General features: G+C 38.8%; 21 protein-coding genes and 1 riboswitch. Of the genes, 14 read left to right on the top strand and 7 right to left on the bottom strand.

Annotation, left to right across the window (positions count from 1 at the left end; translation table 11 throughout):
* Positions 1-340: 340 nt before the first annotated feature.
* From H0486_RS11625 to H0486_RS11585, 10 genes are all read left to right on the top strand, one after another.
* Positions 341-799: a leucine-rich repeat protein gene (locus H0486_RS11625; protein WP_228353161.1), complete on the top strand. Its 459-nt coding sequence runs from the start codon at positions 341-343 to the stop codon at positions 797-799.
* A 17-nt stretch (positions 800-816) separates the two neighbouring features.
* Positions 817-1062 carry a hypothetical protein gene (locus H0486_RS11620; protein ID WP_228353160.1) on the top strand — a complete coding sequence of 82 codons (246 nt, stop codon included), beginning with the start codon at positions 817-819 and terminating at the stop codon, positions 1060-1062.
* 30 nt (positions 1063-1092) lie between these two features.
* Positions 1093-1488 (top strand): hypothetical protein, encoded by a 396-nt coding sequence (locus tag H0486_RS11615; protein WP_228353159.1) that lies wholly within the window; start codon positions 1093-1095, stop codon positions 1486-1488.
* 25 nt (positions 1489-1513) lie between these two features.
* Positions 1514-1930, top strand: a complete 417-nt coding sequence (locus H0486_RS11610) for a hypothetical protein (RefSeq protein WP_228353158.1) — start codon at positions 1514-1516, stop codon at positions 1928-1930.
* Positions 1931-2033: 103 nt separating this feature from the next.
* Positions 2034-2657 (top strand): DUF1660 domain-containing protein, encoded by a 624-nt coding sequence (locus H0486_RS11605; RefSeq protein ID WP_228353157.1) that lies wholly within the window; start codon positions 2034-2036, stop codon positions 2655-2657.
* 17 nt (positions 2658-2674) lie between these two features.
* Positions 2675-3196: a hypothetical protein gene (locus H0486_RS11600; protein WP_228353156.1), complete on the top strand. Its 522-nt coding sequence runs from the start codon at positions 2675-2677 to the stop codon at positions 3194-3196.
* A gap of 33 nt (positions 3197-3229) precedes the next feature.
* On the top strand, positions 3230-3364 hold the full coding sequence (locus H0486_RS18350) for a hypothetical protein (protein ID WP_267023766.1): 135 nt from the start codon (positions 3230-3232) through the stop codon (positions 3362-3364).
* A 496-nt stretch (positions 3365-3860) separates the two neighbouring features.
* A complete protein-coding gene (locus H0486_RS11595; RefSeq protein ID WP_228353155.1) occupies positions 3861-4691 on the top strand; it encodes a nucleotidyltransferase domain-containing protein in 831 nt (276 codons plus the stop codon).
* Positions 4692-4738: 47 nt separating this feature from the next.
* Positions 4739-5470: a class I SAM-dependent methyltransferase gene (locus H0486_RS11590; protein WP_228353154.1), complete on the top strand. Its 732-nt coding sequence runs from the start codon at positions 4739-4741 to the stop codon at positions 5468-5470.
* 58 nt (positions 5471-5528) lie between these two features.
* Positions 5529-6197 (top strand): Vat family streptogramin A O-acetyltransferase, encoded by a 669-nt coding sequence (locus tag H0486_RS11585; RefSeq protein ID WP_228353153.1) that lies wholly within the window; start codon positions 5529-5531, stop codon positions 6195-6197.
* Positions 6198-6280: 83 nt separating this feature from the next.
* Here the strand turns inward: H0486_RS11585 and H0486_RS11580 are convergent, their stop codons facing one another.
* The 6 genes from H0486_RS11580 to tnpA all read right to left on the bottom strand — a co-directional run bounded on the left by H0486_RS11580 (position 6281) and on the right by tnpA (position 11220).
* A complete protein-coding gene (locus H0486_RS11580; RefSeq protein ID WP_228354425.1) occupies positions 6281-7369 on the bottom strand; it encodes an IS110 family RNA-guided transposase in 1089 nt (362 codons plus the stop codon).
* Between the two features lie 37 nt (positions 7370-7406).
* Complete coding sequence (locus tag H0486_RS11575; protein ID WP_074365492.1) at positions 7407-8339, bottom strand: IS3 family transposase; 933 nt, start codon at positions 8337-8339, stop codon at positions 7407-7409.
* Positions 8336-8623, bottom strand: coding sequence for a transposase (locus tag H0486_RS11570; RefSeq protein WP_178377794.1), 288 nt, complete (start codon positions 8621-8623; stop codon positions 8336-8338). The genes H0486_RS11575 and H0486_RS11570 overlap by 4 nt, the downstream gene beginning before the upstream one ends.
* A 147-nt stretch (positions 8624-8770) precedes the next feature.
* Complete coding sequence (gene tnpC, locus H0486_RS11565; RefSeq protein ID WP_228352502.1) at positions 8771-10393, bottom strand: IS66 family transposase; 1623 nt, start codon at positions 10391-10393, stop codon at positions 8771-8773.
* Positions 10394-10528: 135 nt separating this feature from the next.
* Positions 10529-10903 (bottom strand): IS66 family insertion sequence element accessory protein TnpB, encoded by a 375-nt coding sequence (gene tnpB / locus H0486_RS11560; RefSeq protein WP_228352501.1) that lies wholly within the window; start codon positions 10901-10903, stop codon positions 10529-10531.
* Complete coding sequence (tnpA, locus tag H0486_RS11555; RefSeq protein WP_228352500.1) at positions 10897-11220, bottom strand: IS66 family insertion sequence element accessory protein TnpA; 324 nt, start codon at positions 11218-11220, stop codon at positions 10897-10899. The genes tnpB and tnpA overlap by 7 nt, the downstream gene beginning before the upstream one ends.
* 128 nt (positions 11221-11348) lie before the next feature.
* On the opposite strand from tnpA, the gene H0486_RS11550 reads away from it, so the two are divergent.
* Together H0486_RS11550 and H0486_RS11545 are read left to right on the top strand one after the other, a co-directional pair.
* The gene (locus H0486_RS11550) at positions 11349-12494 is read left to right on the top strand and encodes a transposase (protein ID WP_228353152.1); all 1146 of its coding nucleotides are present in this window, start codon (positions 11349-11351) and stop codon (positions 12492-12494) included.
* Between the two features lie 192 nt (positions 12495-12686).
* Entirely contained in the window at positions 12687-14000 is a 1314-nt protein-coding gene (locus H0486_RS11545; protein ID WP_228353151.1) for an IS30 family transposase, read from the top strand.
* 465 nt (positions 14001-14465) lie between these two features.
* A riboswitch (cyclic di-GMP riboswitch) is annotated at positions 14466-14541 on the top strand.
* Between the two features lie 452 nt (positions 14542-14993).
* On the opposite strand, the gene H0486_RS11540 is transcribed toward H0486_RS11545, so the two are convergent.
* Positions 14994-16619 (bottom strand): IS1182 family transposase, encoded by a 1626-nt coding sequence (locus H0486_RS11540; protein WP_228353150.1) that lies wholly within the window; start codon positions 16617-16619, stop codon positions 14994-14996.
* Positions 16620-16731: 112 nt separating this feature from the next.
* Between H0486_RS11540 and H0486_RS11535 the strand changes: the two genes are divergently transcribed.
* Complete coding sequence (locus tag H0486_RS11535) at positions 16732-17685, top strand: GGDEF domain-containing protein (RefSeq protein WP_228353149.1); 954 nt, start codon at positions 16732-16734, stop codon at positions 17683-17685.
* Between the two features lie 498 nt (positions 17686-18183).
* Positions 18184-19218, top strand: a complete 1035-nt coding sequence (locus H0486_RS11530) for a glycosyltransferase family 2 protein (RefSeq protein ID WP_228353148.1) — start codon at positions 18184-18186, stop codon at positions 19216-19218.
* Positions 19219-19255: the final 37 nt, after the last annotated feature.

The raw sequence follows: 19255 nt of genomic DNA, 5'->3' as shown, positions 1-19255 counted from the left end.
GGCTTAACTAGCTGACTTGAAAAAGTAAATTCCAGTGCAGTACTAAATGGGGGGTGGAATTTAACTTTTCAATTTTCAATTATAGAATTTGTATAATGAACAGGTGGCTTCAAGAGCGAGAACATGATATAATTATTACATATTTCTATTCAGAGACAAAGGATAACACATATGAGGAACAAATGACAGCATGAGGATGGAACACCCATCTCATATCGGAAGAAGGCGAGTTGGACAAAAAGATTTCGGAGGGTTTACAAAGAAAGGTCAGCCAGCCATGACCGACCATGTTAAGAGGCGGCTACCAGAAATTGATTGGAACAAGCAATAGGAGGTTATCATGGGATTGTTTTCAAAGAAGCCTGGGCTTGAAAAAATTGATATTGAGCGACTTCTAAAACACGGCTTTATCGCTACGGGAAACAAAAGAGCGCCGGTACGTTATGCTGACGAAGAATATCGCGGACTTACTTTGAATTACATGCCGCATTTCCTCAAGGGCTGCTTCACCGGCTGCCAAAGGCTTGAGAATTTGTTGTACGGCTGTGAAGATCGTGAAACGGTGACGATTCACGCCGGAGCTTTTGATAACTGTGCAAATCTGAAGACAATCGAGATTCGTTCCTTCTCCGGCGGCATCGTTGTTGAGGACGGCGCATTTTGCAACTGCCCGCTTTTGGAGAAGGTATACATCAGCTATCAATTTATGCGCCCAATCATCGGAAACGAGCCGTTTTCTAACTGCCCAAATGCAAAGATTGTATTCGGCTCGGCAAGTACATATACACACGGATGGTAATTTAGGAGGAAAGGCAAATGACAGCTAAAACAACGGAACCGCGCAAGACGTATAGTATCACGATAGGAAGCGCGTGCGATGCGCCCGACTATGTCTCGGATGACTCGGACTATTACAGCTATCTGCAAATAAAACAGCTTTTTTCAGGCACCTATACCGAGGCGGAAGAAAAAGCAAAAGAGATGCTGCAAGATGAACGAATGAAAATGAGCAATACCGAGCTTAATACAATATCCATCACATACTGGATTGAGGAAGTGTAGAATGCTACCAATTACGAGAGGAAAACAAAAATGTGTTATTTGAGGAAGATTATCGGGTGGGTTGCCTTACTGCTCATCAGCGCCGCACTCGGCTTTGTACTTTTCCGATATGCGCCGCCGTTATCATTCAGAATCGAGAAATGGACACAAAATGCGGGTCCGTTGATTTTGCTTTTCTACGCCGCTTTTATCGCCGCCTATATCGCTGTGACGTGGGTTGAGAACAAGATAGCGCAATGGAGCGACGTGAATGGTAACACAGTGCTTGCTGTCCTCTGTGCGATACTCACAGGTGGTGCGGTGTCTGTAGTGTTTGCAATTAACATCTGGAACGACGCTTACGGCGACGGTTGGGTTGCTCTCGGGTATCTCATCTTTATCGGCATCGCATCCGGCGTGTTTGCTTTTATAGGGGTTAAAGATTGATAGAATTTCGGAAGGGGGAAAAGAAGTGTTTTTCAGCAAACCAGTCTGGTTAAGAAACGAGTTAAGTAAAAGCGCTGAAAAAAAGTTGCGGTATATGCTTTCGGAAGGGCAATTGCAGCAAGATGAAAAATTTCATATTCTTGATGTTACTCCCTGCCAATACACAAAGCACATTATCATGAAATATATGCAAGCTGAAACTCTTCTCCAGTATCTTCTGATAGGGAACATCACGGAGAATGATCTCTGGCTTTTGGCAGATGCAAAAAAAGTATTTATGATGTGCGGCATACCATATCGCGATCTACTGCCGACAAAAGCGGTATCTCAAACCGTGCGGGACTATTTCAGTCCTCAATTGCCTGCCGCCTCTGATGATGACTCCGCAGACGTTGATATGAAGCAAATCTGGCATGATTACGACATGAAGCAAGGATACTGACAATCAAATCGTATGGAGCCAAGCATATTTGAGGGTTTAGAAAGCGTGTCGTGCATTTTGCGAGACGCATAGGCAGAAACTAAGAATCGTTGGAGGTAACAATATGGGATTTCTCTGTAAAGTTTTCGGGCATAAATGGGAGCGTCTGCCTAATGAATGCGCCCGGCGCTGTCGCGTTTGCGGAGCTACGGTAACAATCGAGCATCAATGGCGGCAAATAGAGGGTCAGTGCCGGGAGAAATGCCTGAACTGCGGAAAGACGCGGGATATTCAACACAACTTTATAGGATGTGAATGCTCCCGATGCGGCAAAGTCGAGCATCAATATGAATATGTTGATGGAGAAGTTACCGATCTCCAGCGATGCAATTCATGCGGAAAATACTATTTAAGCCCCTATGGACGCGCCCGTACTGATGAAATGGCGATTGAAGCGTATGCAAGCCTCATTACACTGCATGGCGAACTGCTGCCACAAGTGTTTAACGACGCTTACCTAATTCGCAAGATAGCCGGGTACGCGAATAGATTTCCAGACATAGTTATAAAGATTTTTGATGCTCTTGATGCACAAAACATCCAACGGAATGTGATTGCGGAGGAACGTACAAGGGTTAACGAATTGAAAGAAACAGCTTCACTTACTCAAGAAGAAATACGGCGGCAGGAATACGACGCTAATGCCGACGAAGGCATTTTCCACGGAGGTGTCCGTGGCGACAAATAAGAAGTTTGGAGGGCGCTATGAATTTATTCGGAAAGCTCAAATGCAAAAAGCAAGGCCATAACTGGAATGGCTGTAAATGCGTCCGTTGCGGCGAGGTGCGCGACGAAGGGCATCACTGGCGTGCTGGTGACGATAAACTCCATTACTGTACCAACTGTCGTAAATCAGAACCCCATGTTTGGGATGGCTGTAAATGCAAGGTCTGTGGAGCTACAAAACACACATTCGGCGATGACGGCTTCTGCATCTACTGTGGGCAGGGAAAGGTTGTAGGATATTCTTTAGGAAAGCGCACGGAGCTTCGCTTGGAGCATTGCAGTCGCTGCGGTAAAAAAACACCCCATCTGGCGGTGATATGCAACTACCCCAATGACCCGAATTATGGAACGGCATATCGAAGCGATTGTATTCCCTGCGGCAGCGCACCGTTTTGCCCAAAATGCAACAGCTATGTCTCGGCAACCACAACCAGAAACGAATTTGACGGTGCGGCAAGTGCCGTATGCGACTGTTGCGGCACAGTACTTTGGCACGAATAATATAATATGATGGGATGCCGGATCGAGGAGTCTATGTATAAAGGCAAAACCGCACGTCGAAGAAAGATTAATATATTGCTCGTTAACGATACCCTGCTCGTTAACGAAAGCCCGCCGACAACAGAAAATGGTGCATTGGTATCAAAGTATCGTAGGAAACACACCTGAGATGACAGGAATCAAGACCCATATATCGACTTATTCCCACGAACACACGAAAACAGTTGACCTGTTCCCCGAACAGATAATACCCATAATAACCATGCTCGACCTATTCCCGCGAACGAATAAAACGAAAAATACAGACCAGACATCGAGGTGAGCCTATCGTTCCATGTTGAGACGGTTGTATTGATAACAAGGGTGAAAGAGTGAGAGCGTAAAAAACCCTTATATATCAGGGCTTTCAGCACATATGGGTGTAAAACCCATTGAGTAAAATCATGAAAATATCGCTTCGAGGGAATAAGTCCATAAGAGCGGTTTTTGATAGTTAAGTGGTCAGGTTAGATGTCATAGCTCGGTGAGTGGTCGGGTTAGATGTCAGCGTTCGCGAGTGGTCAGGTTAGATGTTTTTTCAGAAGTTTTTGAGGTTGTGTGGTCAGATTGGATGTGGGCATTAACAAGCTATTTTAAAAAGATCGCTTTAATGAGGTGAGCATACATGAATGAAATTAAAACAGTATTAGATGAAGTTGTATCAGCATTGGCAGATGTGTCAGGCATCCAAGCAGTTGTGCTTGGCGGCTCTCGCGCAAGGGGCACGCATTCCCCTGACTCAGATATTGATATCGGTATTTATTACAATACGGAGACACTTGACCTTGTGTCCTTGAACAAGGCAGCCAAACTTGTGGATGATGAACACAGGGATAATTTGGTCGTTCCTCCTGGTGCATGGGGAGAATGGGTTAATGGCGGTGGCTGGCTTATGATGGATGGATACCATGTTGACTTTATACTACGGGATATAGAACGTGTGGAAAATGTAATTTCAGAATGTCAGGAAGGGATTATTTCCGCACATTATCAAACTGGACATCCCCATGCCTACATGAATGTGATGTATATGGGAGAATTAGCAGTATGCAAGGTATTGTGGGATAAACAGGGTAATATTTCAGCTTTGAAGCAAGTCGCGAAAAAATACCCGCCGAAATTGAAAAGAGCTATTATTGGTTTCTTTACGTTTGAAGCAGAGTTTTCTTTAATGTTCGCGGAAAACAATGCCAGGAAAAACGATGTTTATTATGTTACTGCTCATATTGTACGGGCGATTTCAGCGCTGAACCAGGTGTTATTTGCAGTAAATGAAGAGTACTGCCTGAACGAAAAAAAGGCAGTCGGCATGATAGAGCATTTTAACATTCACCCGCTTGGATACAAAGATAAAATAAATTCAATTTTTGCGGCAGCCGGAACAGATGGAGCAAATGCCTGTGTGCAGCTAAAGCAATTGATTAACGAAGCGAAAGGTATTTTTCTGAATGACTGATGAACATATCCGGTGAAAGATTCTAACTACACAAAGAAGGTGAGAATATGAACAACATTTATGATAATAGACAATTTTTTGACCAGTATTCGAAGATGTCACGCAGTCAACAAGGCTTATCCGGAGCAGGTGAATGGCATCAGTTCAAGGCCTTGTTTCCTGAATTAAGCTACAAAAGCGTACTCGATCTTGGATGCGGTTATGGCTGGCATTGCAAATATGCGGTTGAGTGCGGTGCAAAGCAGGTATTGGGTATTGACCTGAGTGAAAAAATGATACATGAAGCAAAAGCAAAAAACGCAGACTCGAAAATTACCTATCGGGTTTGCGGGCTGGAGGAATATGATTATCCCGCCAATTCATATGATTGCGTGGTTTCTAATCTGGTGCTTCATTATATTGCAGATATTGATACGATTTTCAGGAAAATATACTTGACGCTAAAGGCTGATGGCGTTTTCCTTCTTAACATTGAACATCCTGTTTTTACAGCGGGTGTAAACCAGGACTGGATTTATGATTCGAATGGCAGATCACAGCACTGGCCTGTTGATGATTATTTTTATCCCGGAGAGCGAGTTGCCCATTTCCTAGGACTGGATGTCACGAAACAACATCATACATTAACGCAAATTCTAATGGGGCTTATAAAAGCCGGATTTCGGCTGGACGTTGTTGAGGAAGCAATGCCAAGCGCCGATATGATGGACATTCCGGGCATGTCAGATGAAATGCGCCGCCCAATGATGCTGCTAATTAAGTCTGTGAAACAAGCTTGATAGCATCTGAGTTGGGAAAGCGTTGATAGCGGAAAGCCAACGCGCGAGGAGGTTTAATATGCAATATGGACCAGATCCAAGTTCCATTTATCCAAATGAAAACATCAAAAGCATATGCTACATTAAAAATTTAATCACACGTCCAAACATTATAGTAGGCGATTACACCTACTATGATGATATCAATGGTGCGGAACGATTTGAAGAGCACGTTACACATCACTATGAATTTATAGGTGATAAGCTCATCATCGGGAAATTCTGCGCTATAGCAAAAGGTATCGAATTTGTAATGAACGGTGCGAATCATAGAATGTGCAGCGTCACTACTTATCCTTTTAACATCATGGGGCATGGTTGGGAAAAGGCAACTCCGACACTTGGGGATTTACCTTTCAAAGGAGATACTGTTGTAGGAAATGATGTGTGGATAGGTCAAAATGTCACTGTAATGCCTGGCGTGCATATTGGTGATGGAGCAATTGTAGCTGCCAATTCAGTAGTTACAAAGGACATACCGGCTTATCATATTGCAGGCGGAAACCCCGTCAGAATTACTAAAAAAAGATTCGACGATGACCTTATAGACTATCTGCTGAAATTAAAATGGTGGGATTGGCCAGCACGTAAAATATTTGATAACCTTGAGGTACTGTGCAGCGGTAACCTTTCAAGAATTAAGGAGACCAACTATGAAAAGTCAATAGTAAAAGAGAAATTTTCTTAAGCTTATTTATTATAATAAAGTGCATAACAAATAAAGCATCATAAAGGTGCTTTCTGAAAATTAAATATAGTTGATAGGTAAGGCTAAGCTAAATTGAATTCAACGTTAGAGCTCATCATCTTATGTATAACACGGACTAATTTATGAGCTACATGGCCAAGAGCATTGTAGTGACGACGACCTTGAGAGACTTTTAAATCATAATATTCCTTGAAAGTTTTATTTACCAAGGTGGTTTGCCATGCTGCATTTATTAGTGCATATCGAAGTAGTTTGGAACCTCGTTTGGACATTCGTGTTCTAGCGGCAGTGAAATTTCCTGATTGATATACCGATGGATCTAGCCCTGCATAGGCGAGCAGTTGGCATGGTTTATCAAAACGTGATATATCACCGATTTCTCCAATAATCATGGCACCGTTTATTGCTCCAACACCAGGGATAGTCTTAATAACAGAATCCATCTTATCCATGATTTCATGAATGGATTGATCTACTTCGGCAAGCTGTTCTGTGTACATTTCAATCTGTTTTATCGATTGCAAAATCTGCAAAGATAGGGTATCATTTTTAATACCGACAGATTGCGATGCAAGCTCTTTTAAATGTACAGCTTTAGACTGTTTAAAGTGTCCGCGAGAGGACTTTGATAAAAGGTTAGTTAACCTTGTGAGATGCATTTTCGCAATTCTGTCGGGATTTGGTTGCTCTTTTAATAGAGTATAACAAGCTTTTCCGTGAATACCAGATTTAAAGAAATACTGGAGTTCCGGGAATAACAAATCCACATAAGTCACAAGTTGAATTTTAACCTTTGTCCTAGCCTTCATAAGTTTTTGACGGAAGCGACATAGGTTTTTTAATTGCAAGGAATTGTAATCGCGTTCCGAATATAAATGATAGTGGTTTAAAGTTAAAGCTTTGATAATGAGATAAGTATCCACCGAGTCCGTCTTGGTTTTACGGATATTTGATTTCCTAAGAGAGGAAGTTTGAATAGGATTGATTATACAAACCTGAAATCCCCTTGTGAAAAGGAAGCTGGTAAGATTTTCTGCATAATGGGCAGTAGATTCCATACCAATATAAAGCTCTTCTTTAGAATAGGAATCTAAATGTTTCAGTAGTTTTTGAAATCCACTATGGTCATTTGAAAAGGCAAATGGTACTATGTCAAGAAAAAGTACAAGTTAAACGTGAACTTTTCTATTAACATGCTTCATATCTTGCTTCCTTTCGTTCCATTTTATTCAGTTTATCCCAGTAACTGGATTCGTATTCATTAGGTGAAAGATATCCACAATGGCTGTGTATTCTAATTGTATTGTAAAAGGTATCAATATACTGGAATACCAGACGATATGCTTGGTTATAATCGTATATCTTAAATCGATTCAACCATTCTCTTTTTATTAATGCATGAAAGGCTTCTATGCACGCATTATCCCACGGATATGCCTTTTTAGAGTAACTTCGGCATATGCCTATTGTTGCTTTTATATATTCGGTGCTTACATACTGTATACCTCGATCACTATGTAAGATTAACGGGGCACTTACATTTCTCGCTTTTTTAGCCTTATTTACTGTCTCAATTACCCATCTGGCTTCCAGTGTATTGCTCAAGGTCCAAGCAATTATTTTTCGAGAATATAGATCCATGATACTAGTAAGATATACAAAGCCTTCATATGTCCAAATATATGTAATATCTGAACACCAAACAGCATCCGGTTTTTGGGGATTAAATTGCTCCTCTAGTATATTTTTTAACTCATTGCTGAAATCTGAATTTATTGTTGTCACTGTATAAGGTTTTACGTACTGCGCTTTTATTCCAAGCTCACGCATGTAATTACCTACGGTTTTTTCAGCAATGATTTCTCCTTCTTTCCTTAAACATTCGGTTATCTTTGGCGCACCATAATTTTGATGGGAGTCCTTATAGATATCGATAATCCGCTCTTTAATGATACGTTTTCTTTTCTCTCTTTTAGATGGAAGCCGTTTTTTCCAGCTCAGATATCCGCTTCTTGAAACGCCTAATATTTTCAGCACACCAGAGACATTCAGCCGGCGTTTTCCCTGCTCTAGAAGCTGCTCTTCTTTTATAGCAGCTTCCAGAAACAGAGCTTCGGTCATTTTCCCAGTATTCCGATTGCTTTTTTTAATATATCAAGTGCATCTTGAGTATCACGTAACTCTTTACGTAGTCTAGCTATTTCCTTAGCATCGTCGCTTTCGAAATTACCACGCCCTCTTGTAGGGATCGTGCCGTCATTAATTGTATAGGCTTTCCCCCAATTAGAAAGAGCACTTTTACTGATTCCTAAGTTCTTTGCGCACTTTCCGATGCCTAAATCCTGATGATCATTCCAGTATTTTACTGCATTGATTTTGAATTCCTCTGTGTACTGTATAGCCATGTTCATTCCTCCATTTATTCTATTATACTTCTATGTTAAGGAATTTCCATGTCTAACTTGTACCATTTATATTCTAGCACCACCGTTATGTAAGTGATGCAAAACATGGCGTATGTAAAAAAGAATTCCGGTATGCTACAATTAGCACTAGCGGAATTCTTTATGTATTCTCTTATTCAACCTGCACTCTTGGGGCAAATCTTTTGACCATGGTAGGTATGCATCAATCATTTCTGGATGATTATTAAAATCTATGTCCGGCATTATACGGAGCAGATGATGAATGTATTCATATACATCCAGATCATTTGCCTTAGCGGATTCAACGATAGTATATAAAACTGCATTTGCAGTTGCACCCTTTGGAGTGTCAGCAAACAGCCAGGCTCTTCGAGCCGTCGCATAAGGTTTGATATTAGCCTCGCAGAGATTATTCGAAATCGGTAGCCGTCCATCCTCTAAGAACGTTTCAAGGTAATTTTTGTGGTTGGCTGCATAGGCAAGTGCCTTAGTCAGCTTCTCATTCGTTGTAGTAAGAGCTGATGTATTTTCAACCCATGACCAAAAGGCATCAAGAATGGCACGCGATGCCACTTGACGCTTCTCTTTTCTAATTTCAGGCGAAAGATCCTTCATTTCATCTTCTAGTTTGAATAGAAGATCGATGAGATCTCGACCTTCAGCACCCTTCGATCCGGGGATCTCCTTTCCACGGCTATCCAAAGGAATGCTCTCTATCATATACCTACGAACATGAGCCCAACAAAGGTTTCTTTTGATATTATCTACCTTTTCATAAGCTATATATGCATCGGTGGTCAGATAGCCTTTAAATTCTGTCAGTAAGTTCTGAGCAACCTTACCGCTTCGGGATGGCGAATAATGAAAGTAGGAAGCCGTGATACCCTCCGATGCACCACTCCGGATAACCCACATGAAGGAATCTGTGCTGGCTTTTCTTCCTTCCTCCTTGTTGCACTGGATTCTGGTTTCATCCATATGCAGGCAGTCACATTTCATTAATTCAGAATGTATCCTATTATAGATAGGAGTTAACCATTCCTCGCTGCATCGGATTACCCAGTGCGCCATGTTATTTCGCGGGAGTACCAATCCAAGTCGGTACCATTCCTTTTCTTGGCGACTCAATGGTATCCCCATCATGAATTTCTGATACATGACCTGAGCTACAAGAGAAGCGGTTGCAATGGAATGAGGTAATACAGAGCTAGGAATTGCTGCTTTTTGAAAATGATCCTTGGGATTATCATTTTTCCCGGTACCGCATTCGGTACACTTGGCGATTTGTTGTACGATCTGTACCACCTTAAGTCTTGCAGGGATAAACTCTACCTCTGTGCGGATCAGCCTTTTTCCGATTACTTTCAACTTACCGCCACAAGTGGAACATACCTCTTCTGGATTGATGATATATTCATCGATATCCTTGGGAAGCGAGGCAAGCATCTCAGCGCGGACTCCAGGTTGTCTTGTCTTCCGTTGATGTGCCGGTACCGTTATCTTTTTCTGCTCATGAAAAAGTTCTTTTGCCAAATCCTGCGTGGTAGAGAATAAATTCATCTGTCCGGGGATATGCTCGGTAACTTCGGTTGATTTTCCGAACAGCTTTTGTCTTGCATGAAGCAGCGCTTGGATCATGTTTTCAATACGGATATTCTGTTTTTCAATCGTTTTGTCCTTCTGTTCCAATTCTTCTTTTTGCTTTGCAACCAAGGCTCTCAGCATAAGCAGTTCTTCCTGTTTCGTCATTCCCTCACCGACTTTCTTATCAGGTTTATCTCTAACTATTATACCATTTTTCGAGTTATTTTTCCAGTTTATAAAAGCCCGTAAAATGCTGAATTCATCGGCATTTGCGGGCTTTTTTTCGTGGTTTTGACGGTGTCAGTAGCAGGTGTTTTTCAGTTCTAACATAATATCTCGGTGAGCTTTTTGCTGCTCAATCGAAAGCCCTTCCAACAGCCATTCAACCTGACGGAATGAAATATCCTTTACCTCTTCTTCGGTTTTTGGCCATTGAAATTTCATCCCTTCCAGAAGTTTTTTGCTAGCTAGAATAAATCCGTTCTTATCGTAGCGGAGTACTTTAATCGCAGTTTTATTTTTATTGCAGAAAAGGAATACACATACAGGGGAATACGGATCGAGCTTGAATTTCATGGTAACCATTGCTACCAGTGATTCAGCCTGTTTTCGAAAATCAGTCGCCCCACATGCAAGATAAATATGTTCCGCCCCTGAAATGAAAGAGCTCAACATGAGGATTGCAGCGCTCGAATTACCTCTGCTGCTAAGAGGGCTTCTTGCTTCGATGAAATCTGGATACTGACGTCTTTCCAGGTTAGCGACACTCCACACGATGAAACGGAGATCTTCTCAGTTTGATTAATTTCAGCAAATGATGTCGATTGAGAAACGGTCGGGTCTTCCTTATGTGTACGAATGATCTTTCTCCAGTAATAGTATGCATGAGGAGATAACTGATTTTTCTCGCACCATTCCGGTATTGTCACCCCGCTGATTTTTTGTTCCTGTATTCTCTGTTTCCATAGTCTATAACTTTCCTGATTGAACATAACCAACCTCCTGAATTTGTTTTTCAGAAAGTTTATCATAATCAGCTTAATAATTCACGACGCCATGTTTTGAATCACTTACCACCGTTATCATGAAAAATGTATGTACCATATCTTCTATGCAGGATATGACTGATAAGTTTAATACCGAGGAATGTGCGCATAATCTTTGTCTGATCCTTGGAAAAGAGGAAAAAGAATATCTTCCTCATTATGTGACTATCAATGAATGTCTGGAGAAGCTTGATCCAGAAGAACTACAGAAATTCAGAAAGCACATAATTAAAAAGTTACTTAGAAAGAGGAGTTTTGAGCACGCAAGATTTCTGGGTGAATATTGGATGGTAATAGTCGATGCAACACAGTTGTTCTGTTTTAATGAAAAAATAGATGAACACTGTTTAAGAAAAACTATTAATAAAGGAACCAAAGATGAAAAAACCTACTATTATCATAATGTATTAGAAGCTAAGATTGTATTAGGAGACAACCTGATTATCAGCATTGCTACAGAGTTTATTGAAAATGAAAATGAAGATGTTGAAAAACAGGATTGTGAAAGAAAAGCCTTTAAAAGACTGGCAAAAAGGCTGAAGAAAGACTACCCAAGATTACCGATTTGCATACTTGGTGACAGTCTGTATGCTTGTGAACCGGTATTTCAAATCTGTAAAGATAATAGATGGGGATATCTTCTCCGATTTAAAGATGGAAGCATCCCTTCTCTTGCAAAAGAGTATCAAACCATCGTTGGAATGGGTGAAAATGAAGAAAAGATTATAAAAGAAGAGAAAACACATAAAAGGAAAGCTCGCGAGAGTGTTAAGCATGAGATGAAATGGGTATCAGAGCTTTACTATGAGGGTCATAATCTCACAGTAATGGAACTAAAGATAGAGAAAGATGGTGAACCGGAAGGAAGCTTTCAATGGATCACCGGGTTGCCAATCAGAGGAAAGACAGCCTGGGAGTTTGCACAGACCGGAAGGAAACGCTGGAAGATTGAAAATGAGGGATTTAACATCCAGAAAAACCATCGTTATGATATAGAGCATGCAAACAGCCTTAATTATAATGCTATGAAGAACCATTATTTGCTGACACAGATAGCAGATGTACTGTTACAGCTTTATGAAAATGGAATAAAAGGATTAAGAGAAATAAAAAGAACAATAAAAAATATATCTTCCGATTTGCTAGCAAGCTTTGGTCGGCAACTAACAAGAGAAGATATATCCTATACAGAGAAACGCACATCACTAAGCATTTCTTGATAGGAACAGTATACCAAAGGAAGTGATATCTGAAAAGAGTAAATTTAAAAGAAAATAAATCCTGAAAAATGAAAAGTTTAATTCTACTCCTCTTATGAACGATGGAGTTTACTTTCGCATAAGTAGCGTTTACTCTTTCATACCTAGGTGATATGATTGTCATACCTTCTGACGGCAGTAGAAGGAGATTTTATGAGTAATCTAATACCTGGTAACCAAAAACACTTGAGACTTAATGACCGCTTGTTCATTGAAAAGTCATTAAATGAAGGACGAAGCTTTAAGGATATCGCCCGTTATCTGTGCAAGGATCCGACAACCATTTCAAAGGAAGTTAAGTTACATCGATTGAGTGACTGGTATCATAAGGGAACGTTCTATAATGCCCATAACTTTTGCATTCATCGCTATCACTGTCGTAAAACCAATGTCTGTAACAAAATCCTTCTCTGTGGTATTAAATGTACCTCTTGCCCGACCTGTAATCAGACCTGCAAGGATTTTGTAAAGGAACGCTGCAACCGGCTGGACAAAGCTCCCTATGTCTGCAATGGCTGTGAAAAAAGAATTAATCACTGTACGATTGCCCATAAGTATCGTTATGACGCTCGTTTCGCTGACAGAAAATATCGTGAATCTCTTAGTTCTTCCCGGGCTGGTATCAACATGACGAAACAGGAACTACATAGGAAGGATAAAATCGTCACTCCTCTGATTACTCAGGGGCAGTCACCCTATCAGATCGTTACGAACCATCCGGAGCTGAATCTGTCTGTCCGTACAGTATACACCTATCTGGACCAAGGACTATTCACGGCAAGAAATATCGACCTCAAGCGCAAACCTAAGTTCAAGCTCCGTAAATGTCATAAAACCCAGATCACGGATCGCACGGTTTTCATCGGCAGAACCTATGCTGATTTTAAGGCTCTGGGTTTAGAAAGCTGGACGGAAATGGACACAGTGCATTCTTCAAGGGAATCCAAGAAGGTCATTCTTACCTTCTTTTTGAAGCGTGAGAAGCTGTTCCTTGCATTTCTCATGAACCGGTGCACCAAGGGAACTGTCCGCATGGTATTTGACCGTTTGGAGAAGAAACTCGGTACATATGAGTTCCTATCCCTGTTTCATACTCTTGTCACAGACAGAGGGTCAGAGTTTGGCGATCCACAATCTCTTGAGACCGGGATCGATGATATCGAGCGCACAAGTATCTATTATTGCGATCCTATGAGAAGTGGCCAAAAAGGCGGGGTGGAAAATGTACATACCATGCTACGTATGATACTTCCCAAGGGAACAAGCTTTGAATTTCTTACCCAGTGGGATATGAATCTGATTGTCGATCATATCAACTCCACCCCAAGGGAAAGCCTAGGTGGCAGGACACCTTACGAAGTGGCTCTGGAAACCTTTGGTGAAAGTGTTCTAAAAGCACTTCAGCTTAGGCCGATTGCTCCTGACGAAGTCAATCTGACACCTAAGCTGATTAAGTTTAACCGTTAACCATTACACACGAATCTGCTGTCAGACTGGAAATAAACTTTTCACATTTTTACAATGTGACTAGTGGAATTCAGTCTCGCACACCGAATTTTCACTGGTCTGTTTGCCATGCCGTAAATTCAGATTTTTTGCAAGTGGTTGTATACATTATAACAGAAATCAGCTATATATACCCGAATAAATATGAAGTTTTCAACGTTTTTAGAGGTGCAGTGGAATTTAGTACTGCACTGGAATTTACTTTTTCAAGTCAGCAGAAAATAAATCCACAGATATATGAGATTAGAAAATAAGTCTAAGTATACGATGTGGATAACTTACCTGAGAGTTCATAAAACAGAGGATAGATATCCACAATTACTGTTTTAGGTGAATTTAGACATACTTAAAGAAGTTTACCTTTCAGAGCTGCTCTAGAATAATACAAGTTGAATATTAACTATATATAGTATATAATATCTATAAATAAATATTGGGCAAACTTACTGAAAAGTAAGGACGCAAAACTATAGGGTCTGTAAAATGATAGCCAGTTGCACTATATAAATGGTACTAAATCGCTGTCAAATGGCGATTTTTTTTGCTATAAAGCATATTTTTATATCATGAACAGCACCTAGGTTCGTTTATAACGTATTCAAATTATGTTTATCGATGTTTAAAATTCCTATCGTTTGAGGTGATAAATGACCGAGTATCTTATTTTACGAAGAAACGTTTAAAGCTTAAGTTATATATCAAAAAACACGTGAATAAATGTAAAGAAAGGTGCTATGGCATGTTGAATAGAGAGAAAAAAATGCTGATAACAGAAAAGGAAGTTAAGGGGCTGTCGCTTTAACGATTAAATAATCGTGAAGCGACAGCTTCCTTTTTCCTGAAAATAGCCTTTTATTATCTGTTTCATCTTAGTTCCATCTATGTTTCTTAAAAATGATGTAATTTAATAGACCTAATAATAGGCCTTGAAATTTTATTTAGACATTTTAAAATCTATGCACTTTTAATTGGGAATAAATGCATTCCAGTTTTTCCATTTTGAATCTTATTATGTAGTTTGTTTATGTTTCTCGCCATAGCAAGAAGCACACTTTCTGCCAGAACATTTGATGTGCCTTTACTTAGATAACGTCTGAATTGCATGTCTTGCTTTAAATCTCCAAAGGAACCTTCTGCTTGTATACTACGATTCATTCTTAGCAGTATCCCTTCCTCTGAAAGTATTCGCTCAAGACCTTCTTGCCTTTGTTTTATAAACTTTTTTGCTACTTGAAGAACTTTATTTCGTTCTTCAAAAGGTGTTTTGCAATTATTTCCTTTGATACAATCGTTTTTGTAGGAACATCCACTACAATCACTACTTTTATAAATTGTTTTTTCGCTCATATATCCTGTTTTTGATTTGGAGTGTTTGATATATTCAACGTTTAATTTTTTTCCATTACGACAAATATAAGCATCCTCTTCTTTATCATAATCCATATTTTCGATTCTTCCTATATCTTGTTGATACTTTCGTGTTTTGGATATTTCATAATTAGCAGGTTTTATAAATGAAGTTTGTCCATTACTTTCAATAAATAAGTAGTTTTCTTCACTTTCATATCCAGCATCTGCTATGATTTTTTTATATTTAAATTTCAAGTATTCCTCAGCCTCTTTTAAAAATGGAATAAGAGTTGTTGTATCTGTTGGCTGTGGCCCAATGGTAAGCCAAGTGATATATTCAGAATCAACTCCATGCTGCAGATTGTACGCAGGTTTTAATTGTCCATTTCTCATAGCATCTTCTTTCATTCTCATAAAGGTAGCATCATGGTCTGTCTTAGAATAACTATTTCTTTCACCACAAATATATATCTTTTGATTGTATTCTTTTAACTTTGCCAGATACTCCTCCAATGCTTCAATGCTTTTTTGAAGCGGGGACTTTCTCTTGCCGATTCCATGAACAAAGACAAGGTTCTCACGTTCTTTTAATGTGTAAAGATTCTTGCGCAGCTTCTTAACGTGCTTCATTTTTACAGTATTTCCATAAACTATTTTTATATCATACAGTTGCTCGCAATCAGCTATCAAATCCGCCAGTTTTAGAAGTAGCTTTGCCTGATTTTTTGAAACAGCTTTTTTCCATACAAATGTATATTTATTGGAACTTGCTTCTATCTTTGTACCATCGATAAAAATAGTCTCACCTGATATTTCACCTAGATTATAAAGGCGGTTAGACATTTCAGCAAAGATACGCTTTGAACAGGGTGCAAAATGAATACTTCGAAATCTTGCAAAAGTTGCATGGTCAGGAGCATTTGCACCTTCTAATAGAAACATGAAATTAATATCCCTCTTACAATTAAGCTCCATGGAGCGTGAAGAGTAATCACCATTCATGTAAGAATAAAGTACAATCTTTAGAAGTGTTCTAGGCGATACAGAATTTTCTCTTACTCTTTCGTAAGTAGAATATAAGTCAGTCAAATCCATTTCCTCCACAAACTGACTTAGTAATCGAACGGAATCATTTTCTGAGATTATACATTCGAGATTTAGTGGAAGTTTTAATTGATATCCACTCTGAAATGAAGTATAATTTTTATGTAAATTATTTTGTATTAGCATACTAATATTTTACCATAAATCCCTTACTTTTCGAAGTTTGGGATTTATTTTATTTGAAAAAGGAGCTACGCACTAATTACTTAGTGCGACAGCCCCATCAGCGATGCTAGTTATGGGTGCAGCCCTTATACTAGCTTATATTCTCAATGAAATGAATATTTTTGAAGTGGATAAGACCACGATGAGGATCTGTTTTCTGATTTCAATTCTTCTTATTAGTATTCCACAGGTTATTATTCGTAAGGAAAAAATGTTGTCGCATCCTGCAAGCAAGTTTGTAATCATGGTACTGATCATGCTCTTGACCTTGATTACTACAGTTGTATTAAATACCCATGCCACACTTCTATATATCCTTCCGATGTTGCTTGCTTCCCAATATCGATCGTATCGAATTTATTGGATGGCTTTCTGTAGCTCTGTTTTTTGTTGCATCATCTCTCCGATATTGGCTTATTTTTTAGGGGCTTGGAACTTAAAGTTTTTAACCGGATATATTGAAATCTTATGTTCTGTATTGATTAGAGTCACTCCTATAGAGTCGCCCGATCTCGGACATGATTTAGGTGAGATGGTTCTTTATATGATTTTGCCTCAGCTATTAATTCTATCCGCATATGGGGCTATTATGTATACAGTTACGAAAAACAGTATAGAAAACCTCAGAAATCAAATTCAAATCATACATATGAGTGTATACGATAGTCTTACAGGGTTGCTTAATAGGAATAGTTATGAAACAAATCTTCCTGCATACATGAATGCCTGCAAGAAGTCAATTTCTTGTATCTATATTGATGCGAACGGATTGCACGAACTGAATGATTATCTTGGACATGCTGCCGGGGACAAAATGCTACGATCAATTGCCGAGGTAATAAAGGATAACTTTGGATCTGAGGATACCTTCAGAATTGGCGGAGATGAATTTGTAGCTTTTGCAAAAGATGTTGATGAAAAGGAAGTGGAGAAAAGGGTGAATCGAATAAAAGAGGATATCCATCAGCAAGGCTACCAGATTTCGATTGGCGTTGCTTTTGCGACAGATTTTGATGATATGGATTGATTGGTAAGAACAGCGGAACAGAGAATGTATGAGGAGAAGGTTCGCTTTTATTCAGAAGAGGGGATTAACAGAGTTAAACGGAACAGGTATTACATAAAACAACGGTATTAATGTCGAAATACCATGCGCCGTTGCGGCAAGTCACTATTTTGGAGAAAATCCCGAAGATAATGCAGGAAAACCGCTTGAGAAGTTTGCTAGTACCAATAAAGGCAAAATAGTCAAATGCTGCTGGGTCTACCCTCTACTCATTCGCTTGAGTTACAGCCTTTTTAATCTATCGATGTGATAGATATAATCCCTAATATATTGAGAATGTTCGGTGACATTGATATATAAGTAAATAATGCGGACTCAGCATCAATTAACCAGCTTAATTTCACATTAATTTATATATGATTATCCATAAAACTAACTATAAGAAAGATGAACTGCACCTTATATGCTTGACAAATATGATATAATATCAAGTAGTTCAAGCAATAGTTTGGAGGAAGAATGAAGAAAATAAGTGTGATTATTCCATGTTATAATGCAGTTAATTATTTGGATAGCAGTGTGAGTTGTTTGGTTAATCAGTCTATTGGTATTGAAAATTTAGAATTAATATTTGTCAATGATGCATCTACAGACAAAACATATGAAAATCTTTGTTTATGGGAAAAAAAGTATCCCCAGTCAATTATGGTAATTAATTGTACAGAAAATAAGAAGCAAGGTGCGGCAAGAAACATAGGATTGAGTTATTCAACAGGTGAATATATAGGTTTTATGGATGATGATGATATTATTGAACTAGATATGTTTGCCAAATTATATGATAAGGCAATTAATTATGGATGTGATATGGTAGTGTGTGGCTCAAAGAGGTATGAAAAAAGAGTGAAAAAAAATATATCAATGGGCCGTTTTGAGAATGAGGATACACTTTTTGATTTATCCAATCCAGATTGCAAGAAAAAATTTCTGGATTATGATATAAACCGTGCAATATGGAACAAAATTTATAGCAGAAAATTGATTCAAGAGAATAATATATTTTTCCCTGAGGGATATATTTACGATGATATATTCTTTAGTGAATTAGTAAAGCATTATGTGTCAAAAGTATATTATTTGAAAGAATATTTATATCACCATCTAGTCCATCCTAATGCTGCTTCATTATCAACAAAAAATTGGATTGATCGTTTAGGCTATTTTGATGTGAATGTTATTTTAATGGAGGAGTTAAAGAATAGAGGTATTTTTCATGATTATAAGGAAAGATACGAAAATAATTTTATTCTTGAATATATTACAACAATTAAAGGGTTTATTAAAACATACAGTATAATACCAACTGACATTTTAAATGAAATGAATCGAATATTAAAATTAATATTACCAGAATATCAATCTAATACCTTATTTAAGAATATGTTAAGTGGCAGAGCAGGTGAATTTTATAAGATGGTATGTGCTGGAATTAATTGTGAAATAGATGAGAAGTATGTGATTAAATTGGTACAAGCCATAAACAATAATGATTAATATTAAAATTTAATATGGTGGGTTTGAAATTAAAGGT

It is taken from the genome of Variimorphobacter saccharofermentans, assembly GCF_014174405.1.
Taxonomy (GTDB): Bacteria; Bacillota; Clostridia; order Lachnospirales; family Lachnospiraceae; genus Mobilitalea; species Mobilitalea saccharofermentans.
Note: the sequence above shows the minus strand (reverse complement) of the source record. Positions and strands in the feature narration are given on the sequence as shown.

Bases quoted from the DNA above. Each gene is read 5' to 3' on its own strand.
- H0486_RS11625 (WP_228353161.1), top strand. From the start codon at position 341: ATGGGATTGTTTTCAAAGAAGCCTGGGCTTGAAAAAATTGATATTGAG.
- H0486_RS11620 (WP_228353160.1), top strand. From the start codon at position 817: ATGACAGCTAAAACAACGGAACCGCGCAAGACGTATAGTATCACGATA.
- H0486_RS11615 (WP_228353159.1), top strand. From the start codon at position 1,093: ATGTGTTATTTGAGGAAGATTATCGGGTGGGTTGCCTTACTGCTCATC.
- H0486_RS11605 (WP_228353157.1), top strand. From the start codon at position 2,034: ATGGGATTTCTCTGTAAAGTTTTCGGGCATAAATGGGAGCGTCTGCCT.
- H0486_RS11600 (WP_228353156.1), top strand. From the start codon at position 2,675: ATGAATTTATTCGGAAAGCTCAAATGCAAAAAGCAAGGCCATAACTGG.
- H0486_RS18350 (WP_267023766.1), top strand. From the start codon at position 3,230: ATGTATAAAGGCAAAACCGCACGTCGAAGAAAGATTAATATATTGCTC.
- H0486_RS11595 (WP_228353155.1), top strand. From the start codon at position 3,861: ATGAATGAAATTAAAACAGTATTAGATGAAGTTGTATCAGCATTGGCA.
- H0486_RS11590 (WP_228353154.1), top strand. From the start codon at position 4,739: ATGAACAACATTTATGATAATAGACAATTTTTTGACCAGTATTCGAAG.
- H0486_RS11585 (WP_228353153.1), top strand. From the start codon at position 5,529: ATGCAATATGGACCAGATCCAAGTTCCATTTATCCAAATGAAAACATC.
- H0486_RS11575 (WP_074365492.1), bottom strand. From the start codon at position 8,339: ATGACCGAAGCTCTGTTTCTGGAAGCTGCTATAAAAGAAGAGCAGCTT.
- H0486_RS11570 (WP_178377794.1), bottom strand. From the start codon at position 8,623: ATGGCTATACAGTACACAGAGGAATTCAAAATCAATGCAGTAAAATAC.
- tnpC (WP_228352502.1), bottom strand. From the start codon at position 10,393: ATGACGAAACAGGAAGAACTGCTTATGCTGAGAGCCTTGGTTGCAAAG.
- tnpB (WP_228352501.1), bottom strand. From the start codon at position 10,903: ATGTTGAGCTCTTTCATTTCAGGGGCGGAACATATTTATCTTGCATGT.
- tnpA (WP_228352500.1), bottom strand. From the start codon at position 11,220: ATGTTCAATCAGGAAAGTTATAGACTATGGAAACAGAGAATACAGGAA.
- H0486_RS11550 (WP_228353152.1), top strand. From the start codon at position 11,349: ATGACTGATAAGTTTAATACCGAGGAATGTGCGCATAATCTTTGTCTG.
- H0486_RS11545 (WP_228353151.1), top strand. From the start codon at position 12,687: ATGAGTAATCTAATACCTGGTAACCAAAAACACTTGAGACTTAATGAC.
- H0486_RS11540 (WP_228353150.1), bottom strand. From the start codon at position 16,619: ATGCTAATACAAAATAATTTACATAAAAATTATACTTCATTTCAGAGT.
- H0486_RS11535 (WP_228353149.1), top strand. From the start codon at position 16,732: ATGGGTGCAGCCCTTATACTAGCTTATATTCTCAATGAAATGAATATT.
- H0486_RS11530 (WP_228353148.1), top strand. From the start codon at position 18,184: ATGAAGAAAATAAGTGTGATTATTCCATGTTATAATGCAGTTAATTAT.